This is a genomic window from Bradyrhizobium sp. Ses1, from assembly GCF_059512365.1.
Map to the genome: position 1 here is coordinate 1 of NZ_JCAMOQ010000058.1, position 11,524 is coordinate 11,524.

The following is an 11,524-nucleotide window of genomic DNA, read 5'->3' on the forward strand; positions in this document are numbered from 1 at the left end:
GTGGTCGGGACAAGCCTGCCGCGGCGGAACAGCTTCTATCATCGGTCTACAACAAATTCAGTGAAGGTTTCGCGACCAATGATCTAAAGAGAGCACGCGCACTGATCGATCAGTTACGCAACACTTAGCCTCGGACGGGAGAGCTAAGGTCGGCATCGGGTAAGAAGCCAACACTAGGTCTATCCAGAGCTCGATCGCTTTGCATCTGACCGCGGGACCTTGGTACTTCCAGTGTCGGTCGAACACCGGTCAAAGTGATCAGCTGTTGAGCGAGCACCAACCCGAAGCCACTCGTGCTCATTTCTGCCTCAGTGGAGAAACTACTGCAGTCCCATCCATGCCAAGCACACGGGCCGCTCCATTCGATAGGATCTATCCACCGTCCCTTCACAAATGGGCCTCGGTCATTTATTCGAACTGTAACGCTTCGGCGGGTCGAACGTGAGGTGACCGTCACTTGAGAGCCGAACAGTCTGGAACGGTGCGCTGCGGTCATGTCGCTTGGATTCACGGCCGAACTAAAACGGTTTTTCCAACGATTTTTTTGGATCCTGCCGGACGTCCACTCCCGACAATGTGATCGGCAGGACAAGGCGGTTCGACAAGCGGCTTCTTTTTGACCGGGACGGCCGCTGAGTCACCACGCGTCGACCGAGTGTACCGCCAGTTCGAATCCCTCTTCCTCCGCCACTTCAGTCCTGACATTTCGTACTTCGAAATGGAGAGGGGTCTCAAACGGTTTACGACGGTAAGTCCTTGAAGAACTTGGTGGGCGCACCAGGGCTCGACCTGGGACCCGCTGATTAAGAGTCCGCAAAATCGAGAACTAGCTTACAACCGGAACTAGGGCGGAATGCCTCGGCCAATAGCGCTCAGCCTCTCTGCGACCGCGACTGCGGTCAACGCATCCCTTTCGTACGATCTTCTACGTTCTCGCGCGATCTCGCTGCTGTCGCGGTTTCAAGCGTTGGGGCGGTCTGCATGATGCCCCGGCACACCACACGGCTGAAGCCGCCTCCACCAGCTCGCGCTTAGACCGATCGCAATGCCACGTTCTGCCATTATTCCTGCAGGCTCTTGGCCTCGTCGTATGCCAGCCGCAATCGCAGCCGGGTATTGCGGCGAAACAACTGTAGAAGCCTTTCTCAAACGAGTCGGTAAGGAGTATCCTCGACCACGTGTGAAAGAAGGGAGGCGTCAGCTGTGGTTGAGAGACGATTTGGACCGAGCTATTGCGCCGGACATCGTGCCGGGCGACCTCGCCGAGGATTTGTGACGTTGGAGCGCCCACTTCCACGCTTCGTGGAGGTACGGCGGCTTACCCGCGGGTCGACCGCATTCTACTTCCGCATCCCCACACATTACAGGAAACTCGGCTGCGAGATGGCGAATGAGCCACTTGGGACGAGCTACGCAACTGCATGCGGCGACGACGGAAAAGGCGGACGCGCCGCCACACTCAATGCTTTGTTCGATGAATGGAACAACCAGCGCAGAGGGCAGCCGGGCGAGCAGGGAAAGATCGCGCGCTATGGCACGATCGATTGGCTGTTCCGACAATACAAGACGGAGAAGGCGTATACTGAGAAGGTCTCAGCTCGGTCGCGCCCCGACTACGAACGGATCATGCAAATGATCTGCGACACCGTCGGTAAGAGCGGACGGCGGATCGGCGAGCGGCAGATCATGGAAGTTACGCCACGAGCCGCCGATAAGATCTACGACAAAATCATCAACGGCCCGAACGGCATCAGACTGCGGCAGGGAGAAAAGGTGGTCGGGCTCTGCCGAAAAGTATGGCGGATCATGCGTCGGCTGCACCCGGAGCTGTTCGATAAGAAGCACCCGAACCCCTGGGACGATTTCACCCTCAAGAGCCGCACCAAGACCAAGAAGCACGCGGTCACTCGAGAAGAGGTCTATAAATTTGCATGGGGCTGCATCAAAGAAGGGCGGCCTGAACCCGCGGCGGTCGCGGTGATCTGTTTTGAATGGCTGCAACGGCCGGAGAACGTGGTGGCCGGGTTTTTGACTTGGCCCGACTATCGCAGCAAAAACTGGCCACACGCTGTGCGCATTGAGCACCACAAGAACAAGGCGTTGGTCTGGCATCCGCTCGAAGAGACTCTCGACGGAGACACCGTCAAGTTTTACGCCGAAGCGGAAGACGTTTTGAGCCATCTGCCCAAGCTCGGCGTCCCGATGATCATGCGTCGGATCCAAAAGGGTGAACGCAAGGGCGATGCCAAAGTGTGGTCCTACCCCGGCATGGAAAAAGTGGTGCAGCAGATGCGCAAGAAGATCGACGGCGTGTCAAAGCTGTTCACGCTTGATGCCTGTCGACACGGCGGCATGACCGAACTCGAGGAAGCGGAGCTGACGGACGGCCAGGGTCGTGCGCTCTCGGGCCACAAGACCGCACAGGCCTATCGCGGCTATGCCAAGGAAACGATGATGCGAGCGTTGGCTGCGACCCGTAAGCGGCATGCACATCTCTTGGCGCAGAAGGAGTTGGATCAGCAGAACGCTGATGGAGCAGCATCACCTCGAGACGAAATGCAGACCTCCCCAATTTCGAAGACTAGCGTCCGATCTCAAAGATAGACTTCGCGTTTCGTTGAACGCTGCAATAGGCTGCGGGGTTCTGCAACTGTCGATCCCGCACGCGACGGCAGGGGTCGGAAGCTTGCAACGCGCAGACAGCATCATCCGCTCAATTCGCATTTCGATAAGTCTAGCGACGTTCAACGGGCGACGACTTTCATCAGCCTTCGACACAAAAACGAAGCCAGCACAGAATTTCCAAATGCGAGGGAAACGGAATTTCCAAATGCGCTGGAAATTCTGTCTTGAGCGAGGCCGTTTTCATAACAAAATCAGCGCGTTGGCATTGGCTGGGGCGGGAGGGATCGAACCTCCGAATGGCGGAATCAAAATCCGCTGCCTTACCGCTTGGCTACGCCCCAATGTCAGGTCCGGAAGGCGCGGAACATAGCCGCAGCCCCCTCGGTCTGGCAACGCCGGTCTACAGAGGGAGTCGGACCATTTCAACTGTTTCTCCCCCTCAATTCGGTGATCCGGACGGTTGAGGGAAGCATGGTTTCGTGGGAAGACGACGCCAATGTTCCCTCGGGGAGTAACGCCATGACCTACCGCGCGCCGATCGACGACATCCTGCTCGCCCTTAACCATGGTGCTGGACTGAAGGCCGCCCTCGCCGCCGGCCATTACGGCGATTTCGACGGCGACATCGCCCAGCCGGTGCTGGAGGAAGCCGGCAAGTTCGCAAGCGACGTGCTGGCGCCGCTCAACCGCATTGGCGACCAGAACGGCGTCAAGCTCGCGGACGGCAAGGTGACGACCGCGCCGGGCTGGCCCGACGCCTATCAGCGCTGGGCGGCCGCGGGCTGGAACGCGGTGTCGGGCCCGGAAGCCTTCGGCGGCCAAGGCTTGCCGCTCGTGATCAATGCCGCCTGCACCGAGATCTGGAGCGCGTCGAATTCGGCGTTCGGCCTCTGCCCGCTGCTCACGCTCTCCGCGATCGAGGCGCTGGACGCCCATGGCAGCGAAGAGTTGAAGACAATCTACCTTGCCAAGCTCGTCTCCGGCGAGTGGACCGGCACGATGCAGCTCACCGAGCCGCAGGCGGGCTCCGATGTCGGCGCGCTGCGCACCCGCGCCGACCGCGCCGATGACGGCACCTACCGCATCAAGGGCACCAAGATCTTCATCACCTACGGCGATCACGACATGACCGACAATATCGTTCATTTCGTGCTGGCCCGCCTGCCAGATGCGCCCGCGGGCACCAAGGGCATCTCGCTGTTCCTGATCCCGAAATTCCTGGTCAATCCCGACGGCTCGCTCGGCGCACGCAACGACATCTATCCCTCCGGCGTCGAGCACAAGCTCGGCATGCACGCCTCCCCGACCTGCACCATGACCATGGGCGACCATGGCGGCGCCATCGGCTATCTGATCGGCGAAGAGAACCAGGGCATGCGATGCATGTTCACGATGATGAATCAGGCCCGGCTCGCGGTCGGCCTCGAAGGCGTCGGCCTTGCCGACCGCGCCTACCAGCAGGCGCTCGCCTATGCCCAGGAACGCCGCCAGGGCCGCGCCGTCGGCAGGAAGGGCGAGGGCTCGGATCCGATCATCGCGCATCCCGACGTCAAGCGCATGCTGATGCAGATGCGCGCCATGACGGCAGCCGCGCGCGCGATCTGCTATGCGACTGCGGTCGCACTCGACATTTCGACGCGCGCGCAGGATCCGAAGGTGCGCAGCGATGCGGCCGCGCGCGGCGCTCTGCTGACGCCGATCGCGAAAGCCTTCTCCACCGACATCGGCAACGAGGTCGCCTATCTCGGCGTGCAGGTTCATGGCGGCATGGGCTTCATCGAGGAGACCGGCGCGGCCCAGCACTATCGCGACGCACGCATCACCGCGATCTATGAGGGCACCAACGGCATCCAGTCGATCGACCTCGTCACCCGCAAGCTCGCGGCCAATGGTGGCGCCTCGGTCTGGGCGCTGCTGGAAGAGCTCTCCGCCATCGTCAAGCAGGTGGAAGCTTCCAACGATCCCGCGTTCGGCACCACCGGCGCCAAATTGCGCGATGCGCTCGGCGCCCTCGAACGCAGCAGCCGCTGGTTGCTCGAGCGCCTCGCCTCGGCGCCGAACGATGCGCTTGCCGGCGCCACGCCCTACCTGCGCCTGTTCGGCGTGACGCTCGGCGGCTGCATGCTGGCCGGCGAAGCGCTCGCCGTGAAAAGCGGCGACGAGGCCGGCGATCCGCAGCGCTATATCGCGCTGGCCCGCTTCTTCGCCGAGAACGTCACCGTCCAGGCACCATCGCTCGAGAAGACGGTGACCGACAGCGCCGATGCCACCAACGGCGCAGACGCGGTGTTGCTGGGGTAAGCGGCGCATCCGCATTTTTTCTGTCATTCCGGGGCGCGCGAAGCGTGAACCCGGAATCCATTTCTCCGCCTGTGCCTGTGGCCCGATGGATTCCGGGCCTGGGTGCTGCGCACCCATCCCGGAATGACGGGCGTGAGCACGGATGTCGCTTCCGATTGACCTGCTGTGGGGCGGACGCAGAACGCAGTATAATCGCGTTCGCATACGAGTCCTTCCAGGCGATGCCTCAAGTGAGGGAACAAACGTGCCCACCGGATTTGTTCAGACCTATCGCGCTTTCGCCTACAACAACGCGTGGGCCAATTATCGGCTGCTCACGGCCTGCAAAAATCTCAGCCAGGAGGATTTTGCGGCCGAGCGGACGGGTTTCTTTCCCAGCCTGCAGCGGACCTTGAACCACGTCTACGTCATCGATCTGTTCTACGTTGACGCGCTCGAAGGCGGATGGCTGGGACCGCGGGCCTGGGAAAACGAGGTGCCATGTCGAACCGTTGCGGAGCTGAAGCGCGCTCAAGCGATCGTCGACAAGCGCTTGATTGCGATCTGTGACGGCCTGACGCCCGAGCTGCTCAACGAGATCGTGCGGGTCAATCGCGACACGTTCGTACAGACCGAACGCTGTGACCGCCTCCTCATGCATCTCTTCCAGCACCAGATCCACCATCGCGGCCAGGCGCACGCGATGCTGTCTGGAACGGCGATCAAGCCACCTCAGCTCGACGAGTTCTTTTCAGCCGGAGAAGCCCCCCTCAGGGCCGCCGAGTTTGCGAGCCTTGGTTGGACCGAGGATACCGTGTGGCGATCGTGATCGTCGGCTCCGGCCGCCCGATACATTCCGCGCCTGCGTGATCCTGACGCACCCCGGAATGACAAGGGCGTGGGAAAGCCGTGAGGGACATTGGGAGCCGGGCGGAGATCATGTAGGATAGCGAGGTGTTCGCCGGCGGCAATGGCGCCGCCTCCGCAAGGGACCGCTTGATGACCGGGCACCTCATCGTATCAGACGAAGCCGCAACGCGCGTGATCACGATGCGTCGGCCCGAGAAGAAGAACGCGATCACCGAGGAGATGTATCGCGCGATGAGCGATGCGATCGACACCGCGCAGAACAATCCGAATATCCGTTGCCTCATCATCACCGGCGGCTCCGGCGTGTTCACCGGGGGCCATGATGTCGAGGATTTCCTGAAGCAGGCCACTGCCAATCCCGACGCGGTGCGCACCGCCGCCGCGGTCAAGTTCCTCTACTCGCTGGCGCACAACGTGAAGCCGGTTATCGCCGCCGTCGACGGAGTCGCGATCGGCATCGGCACCACCATGCTGTTCCACTGCGACTACGTGCTCGCCAGCAGCACGGCGACCTTCTCAACGCCGTTCATCCATCTGGGGCTGGTGCCCGAGGGCGCCTCGAGCCTGTTGATGCCGCGCACGATGGGGCACCAGCGCGCCTTCGAGATGCTGGTGATGGGCCGCACCATGGACGCCCACGACGCCCGAATCGCCGGCTTCGTCAACGCGGTGGTGGCTCCGGGCCATACCGAAACGGAAGCGCGGAAAGTGGCGCGCGAGATCTGCGCGCTGCCGGCCGACGCGGTCGCAATCGCCCGCAAGCTGATCAAACTCCCGCCGGAAGATATGACCCGCCGCATCGACCAGGAGGCTCATCTGTTCAGCGAGCGGATGCGCTCCAAGGAAGCAGTCTCTGCCTTCAAGGCATTCTTTGCGCGCAAGCAGAATTGAACCGGAACGTCGCAAAATCGTTGCCGCGCCTCTCCATATTCACCCCATGAGAACCCATCACATCCTTGCAGCGCTGGCGCTGATGGCTGGATTTGCCCTCGCCCCTTGCCAGGCCCAAACCGCCTCGCCCGTCGATCTGCGCATCCTCGCGATCAACGATTTCCACGGCTATTTGCGGCCGCCGCCGGGCGGCATCCGGATCAGCGATCCCGACGACAAAGCGAAGAAGATCGTCGTGCCCGCCGGCGGCGCCGAGCACATGGCGACGTTGGTGCGCCAGCTCCGCGAGGGACACAAGAACACGATCTTCGTCGCCGCCGGCGACCTGATCGGCGCGAGCCCGTTTTTGTCGGCGATGTTCCATGACGAGCCGACCATCGAGTCGCTGTCGATGATGGGGCTCGAGGTCGCCTCCGTCGGCAACCACGAATTCGACGAGGGCATGGACGAACTGCGGCGGATGCAGAACGGCGGCTGCCGTCCGACCGAGAAGTGCCGCGGTCCTCATCCCTTCCCCGGCGCCAAATTCCACTATCTCGCCGCGAGCACCTTCGAGAAGGCCTCCGGCAAGACCGTGTTTCCGCCCTACGAGATCAGGCAATTCGAGGGCATCCCGGTCGCGTTCATCGGGCTGACGCTGAGGGGCACGCCGAACATCATCTCGCCGGCGAGCGCCGCCGGCCTCGAATTCCGCGATGAAGCCGAGACGGTGAATGCGCTCGTTCCGGAACTGAAGGCGCGCGGCGTCGAGGCGATCGTGGTCCTGATCCATGAAGGCGGCCTGCCGACCGGTGACTACAACGAATGCCCCTCCATCTCCGGCCCGATCGTCGACATCGTGAAGAGGTTTGATCGCGCGGTCGACGTCGTGATCTCCGGCCACACCCACCAGGCCTATGTCTGCGACATCGACGGCCGGCTCGTCACTTCCGGCGACAAATACGGCACGCTCGTCACCGCGATCGACCTCAAGCTCGATCCCAAGACCCGCGACGTGATCAGCGCCAAGGCCGAGAACACCATCGTCCGCAGCCAGACGCTGGCCAAGGACGCGAGCCAGAGCGCGCTGATCGAGGCCTATGACCGGCTGGCCGCACCGATCGCCAACCGTCCGGCAGGCTCGGTAACGGAAACGCTGTCGCGCGTGCCGAACCAGGCAGGCGAAAGCGCGCTCGGTGACATCATTGCTGACGCCCAGCTCGCCGCGACGTCGGCGCCGGAAAAAGGCGGCGCCGTGATCGCCTTCACCAATCCGGGCGGCGTCCGCACCGATATTGCGCGGAGAGAGGACGGCGCCGTCACCTATGCCGACCTGTTCTCGAGCCAGCCGTTCCGCAACCAGCTCATCACGCTGACGCTCACCGGCAAGCAGATCAAGGACACGCTCGAGCAACAATGGCTTGACCCGAAGCGTCCGCGGATCCTGCAGGTGTCGAAGGGGTTCGCTTACGCCTGGGATGCGAACAAGAGTGACGGCGAGCGCATCATCGCCGAGAAGATGACGCTGAACGGCGTCCCGATCGACCCCGCCGCGACCTATCGGGTGACGGTCAACAATTTCCTGTCGCTCGGCGGCGATGGCTTCACGGTCCTGAAAGAAGGTCAGGCGCCGCTGACCGGCCCCTATGATGTCGATGCGCTCCAGGCCTATTTCCAGGCGAACAGCCCGGTTGGGCCCGCGCCCGGCAACCGGATCCAGCGGATCAACTGACCCACAGGCCCGTAGCCCGGGTGGAGCGAAGCGCAACCCGGGATCTTCGATCAGCACACGGCAAATCGCACGGGTTTCCCGGGTTGCGCTGCGCTCCACCCGGGCTACGAAAGCCACAGAGGGCTTTCGCGGTGGGCGCCAAGCGCCTAAATAGAGGCTTACTCGCAAGAACGCGCAGCGAATGCGCTGGAAACCTGCATGACCCTTCTTCTGACGCATTCCGCCTGCCTCGACCACCTGACACCATCAGGCCACCCCGAACGCCCCGACCGGTTGCGTGCGGTCGCCGAGGTGCTCGGTGAAGAGCGGTTCGCACCGCTCGCACGCGGTGAAGCGCCGGAAGGCGGCCTCGATTCCGTCATGCTCTGCCATGGCGAGCTTTATGTCGGCGAGCTCCGCCACATCGCTCCGACCTCCGGCCTGGTTTACATCGATGGCGACACCTCGATGTCGCCGGGCACCTGGGAAGCGGTGATGCGCGGCGTCGGCGGCGCCGTTGCGGCTACCGATGCGGTGATGTCGGGCGAGCATCCGAATGCTTTCGTCGCGGTTCGGCCGCCCGGCCACCATGCCGAAGCCAGCCGTCCCATGGGCTTCTGCTTCTTCGACAATGCCGCGATTGCCGCGCGCCACGCCCAGCGCAAGTTCGGCATCGGCCGCGTCGCCGTGGTTGATTTCGATGTTCATCATGGCAACGGCACCCAGGATATCTTCTGGGCCGATCCGACCGTGATGTATTGCTCGACGCACCAGATGCCGCTGTTTCCGGGCACCGGCGGCCGCGGCGAGCGGGGCGAGCACGACACCATCGTCAACGCACCGCTCGCGCCCGAAGATGGCGGTGCGCAATTCCGCTCGGCGTTCGACAATTTGATCCTGCCGCAATTGGAAAAATTCGGCCCCGAGCTCGTCATCATCTCCGCCGGCTTCGATGCGCACTACCGCGATCCGCTCGCCTCGCTCAACCTGAGGGCCGACGACTTCGGCTGGGTGACGCACAAGCTTCTGGATCTCGCCGATCGGCACGCCGGCGGACGGGTGGTTTCCGTGCTCGAAGGCGGCTATGATCTGCAGGGATTGAAAGAGTCGGTGGCCGCGCATGTCACCGCATTGATGGGCGTGTAAATCGGCGCCACATTACTTCCGCAGAGAATTGCTTTGATTCTGCACTGGGAACGGCGCAGCCGAAAAACGCGAATGGGAACGCGAGTAAATGGCAGAAAACACCACTCAAGTCGAAAACAACAAGGTCGACGTCAAGAAGCTCTCCTTCGAACGCGCGATGGAGGAACTTGAATCGATCGTCAAACGGCTTGAGGACGGCAAGGTGCCACTTGAGGAATCGGTCGCGATTTATGAACGCGGCGAGGCGCTGAAGCGCCGCTGCGAGGAACTGCTGCGGCAGGCCGAAGCGCGCGTCGACAAGATCACGACCGACGCCAGCGGCCAAGCCACGGGAACCGAGCCGCTCGACTTGCAATAGAGCATGATCCGAGAAATGGATCGGTGCCGTCTGATCGGATCATGATCTAACCGCGACGTGGCGTCGCAATCGTGCAGCAGGTTCAGGCGAATCTGCCGGTCTTCCCCAGAGTCGGCCGAAATAGCTCTTGGCGCATCGCGCTGGCTGCTATAGTCCCGATCTCATCTGGGGACAGTAAGTGCGCGTTCGGCACCGCCATATCATTTATATCCAGGGATACGATCCGCGCGGCCTTGCGCAATACTACCGCATGTTCAGGACCGAACTGCGGAAATTCAGCCGTCTCTACCGGTTATCGGCCACCATGAGCCGGCCGAAGGTTGCCGACGACGACGAGATCGCGTCCTGGACCATCGAGACCAAGGCGGCCGACTGGCAGACCCGCACGTCCTACGATTTCCTGCGGTTCGAGGATTTCATCCAGCGCGACCTCGCCGCGCCGATCTGGCGCACCGTGTTTCATGCCCTCTGGATCTACTGGGGGCTGGTCTTCACCGGCACGATCGCCCGGTTCACGCGGGCGAACTGGCGTTTCACGGCGTTCATCACCTATCCGCACGTCGTGCTGCTGCTGGAAGCGTTGTGCGCTGCGGCAGTCGCGTTCGTGTTCGAAAAGGGGCTTAGTGCGATCGGCGTCCCCGATCTCTTCAGTGTTGCCGCGGCAACCGCGATCTTCGTGGCCGTGCTCGGCACCATGCTGAAATACACCGAGAACAACACTTACGTGCTCTATCTCCTGTCGGACACGATCTGGACCTGGGAGTTCTCGCATCGACGGCGTCCGGAGTGGGACGAGCGCATCGACCGTTTTGCACGGCACCTCGTCAACATCGCGCGCAGCAGCGATGCCGACGAGATCGTGCTGGTCGGCCACAGCTCGGGATCGTTCTTAGGGACCGAGATCCTGGCGCGGGCGCTGAGGCTCGACCCGTCATTGGGCCGCCACGGCCCTCGCGTGGTGCTGTTCACCATTGGCGGCAATCTTCCGATTGTCGGCTTTCACAAGGTATCGCAGGATTTTCGTGACCATTTGCGGCAATTGGCGCTGGAACCCTCGATCGAATGGATCGACTGCCAGGCCCGCAAGGACGTGATGAACTTCTACCAGTTCGATCCGATCTCGAGCCACGGCATCGAACTCGGCGATACCAGGCGCAATCCGACCATTGTGCCGGTCCGCTTCCGCGACATCGTGAAGCCGGAGCACTATAATACCTTCCGCTGGCAGTTCTTCCGGGTGCATTTTCAGTTCGTGATGGCCAATCAACGCCCGCATCCTTACGATTTTTTCATGATCGTGTGCGGTCCGGTGCCGCTGAAGGAGCGGATGGCGTTTCCGGAGGCTGCCCTGGAGGTTGCGACCGGCAATCCGGCTGCCCGCGAGCAGGCCTGGCGCCAGATCGAGATGTGCGGCGCGGAGGCAACGCCTGGCGGGAATTTGCTTGCGCTGGAACCTTCCGCCCGCCGGCACGGTTAAAAACCCTAGACTTTTCAATTCCCCCGCTTGGGCTCCCCCGGGAACCCAGCCGCTGGGCGGCTTGGCTTTGTCGTCGGCTTTGGTGTAAAGCTTGCCGTTCTATGGCTGTTTGGGGGCAGCTTGCCGCAGATTTGGCGGCAGCGGATACCTCTTAAAGGGCTGAAAAAATGACCGGGACGGGTGCAGT

9 protein-coding genes and 1 tRNA gene are annotated in these 11,524 nt (G+C 62.2%); 8 read left to right on the top strand and 2 right to left on the bottom strand.

Translation table 11 applies throughout. The features are described 5' to 3' along the window. Window positions 1–124 precede the first annotated feature (124 nt). Entirely contained in the window at window positions 125–496 is a 372-nt protein-coding gene (locus AC5ZG5_RS38875) for an RlpA-like double-psi beta-barrel domain-containing protein (RefSeq protein WP_456644809.1), read from the bottom strand. An 887-nt stretch (window positions 497–1,383) separates the two neighbouring features. On the opposite strand from AC5ZG5_RS38875, the gene AC5ZG5_RS38880 reads away from it, so the two are divergent. Beyond that, window positions 1,384–2,604 carry a hypothetical protein gene (locus AC5ZG5_RS38880; protein ID WP_130227728.1) on the top strand — a complete coding sequence of 407 codons (1,221 nt, stop codon included), beginning with the start codon at window positions 1,384–1,386 and terminating at the stop codon, window positions 2,602–2,604. A gap of 287 nt (window positions 2,605–2,891) precedes the next feature. Here AC5ZG5_RS38880 and AC5ZG5_RS38885 read toward each other — a convergent pair. Beyond that, window positions 2,892–2,966: transfer RNA gene (locus AC5ZG5_RS38885), tRNA-Gln, on the bottom strand. A gap of 178 nt (window positions 2,967–3,144) precedes the next feature. Between AC5ZG5_RS38885 and AC5ZG5_RS38890 the strand changes: the two genes are divergently transcribed. From AC5ZG5_RS38890 to AC5ZG5_RS38920, 7 genes are all read left to right on the top strand, one after another. Beyond that, complete coding sequence (locus tag AC5ZG5_RS38890) at window positions 3,145–4,926, top strand: acyl-CoA dehydrogenase family protein (protein WP_456644808.1); 1,782 nt, start codon at window positions 3,145–3,147, stop codon at window positions 4,924–4,926. 244 nt (window positions 4,927–5,170) lie between these two features. Continuing rightward, on the top strand, window positions 5,171–5,734 hold the full coding sequence (locus AC5ZG5_RS38895) for a DinB family protein (protein ID WP_456644807.1): 564 nt from the start codon (window positions 5,171–5,173) through the stop codon (window positions 5,732–5,734). A gap of 170 nt (window positions 5,735–5,904) precedes the next feature. Further along, window positions 5,905–6,666, top strand: a complete 762-nt coding sequence (locus AC5ZG5_RS38900; RefSeq protein ID WP_456644806.1) for an enoyl-CoA hydratase-related protein — start codon at window positions 5,905–5,907, stop codon at window positions 6,664–6,666. Between the two features lie 46 nt (window positions 6,667–6,712). Beyond that, complete coding sequence (locus tag AC5ZG5_RS38905) at window positions 6,713–8,377, top strand: bifunctional metallophosphatase/5'-nucleotidase (RefSeq protein WP_456644805.1); 1,665 nt, start codon at window positions 6,713–6,715, stop codon at window positions 8,375–8,377. Window positions 8,378–8,575: 198 nt separating this feature from the next. After that, a complete protein-coding gene (locus AC5ZG5_RS38910) occupies window positions 8,576–9,502 on the top strand; it encodes a histone deacetylase family protein (protein WP_130227725.1) in 927 nt (308 codons plus the stop codon). An 88-nt stretch (window positions 9,503–9,590) separates the two neighbouring features. Further along, window positions 9,591–9,860: an exodeoxyribonuclease VII small subunit gene (locus AC5ZG5_RS38915; protein ID WP_456644804.1), complete on the top strand. Its 270-nt coding sequence runs from the start codon at window positions 9,591–9,593 to the stop codon at window positions 9,858–9,860. 178 nt (window positions 9,861–10,038) lie between these two features. Beyond that, entirely contained in the window at window positions 10,039–11,337 is a 1,299-nt protein-coding gene (locus AC5ZG5_RS38920) for a hypothetical protein (protein WP_456644803.1), read from the top strand. Window positions 11,338–11,524 lie beyond the last annotated feature (187 nt).

What these genes read in the sequence shown, in the direction of transcription:
- AC5ZG5_RS38900 (WP_456644806.1), top strand. Translation starts at nt 5,905, where the DNA reads ATGACCGGGCACCTCATCGTATCAGACGAAGCCGCAACGCGCGTGATC.
- AC5ZG5_RS38915 (WP_456644804.1), top strand. Translation starts at nt 9,591, where the DNA reads ATGGCAGAAAACACCACTCAAGTCGAAAACAACAAGGTCGACGTCAAG.
- AC5ZG5_RS38905 (WP_456644805.1), top strand. Translation starts at nt 6,713, where the DNA reads ATGAGAACCCATCACATCCTTGCAGCGCTGGCGCTGATGGCTGGATTT.
- AC5ZG5_RS38875 (WP_456644809.1), bottom strand. Translation starts at nt 496, where the DNA reads ATGACCGCAGCGCACCGTTCCAGACTGTTCGGCTCTCAAGTGACGGTC.
- AC5ZG5_RS38910 (WP_130227725.1), top strand. Translation starts at nt 8,576, where the DNA reads ATGACCCTTCTTCTGACGCATTCCGCCTGCCTCGACCACCTGACACCA.
- AC5ZG5_RS38890 (WP_456644808.1), top strand. Translation starts at nt 3,145, where the DNA reads ATGACCTACCGCGCGCCGATCGACGACATCCTGCTCGCCCTTAACCAT.
- AC5ZG5_RS38880 (WP_130227728.1), top strand. Translation starts at nt 1,384, where the DNA reads ATGGCGAATGAGCCACTTGGGACGAGCTACGCAACTGCATGCGGCGAC.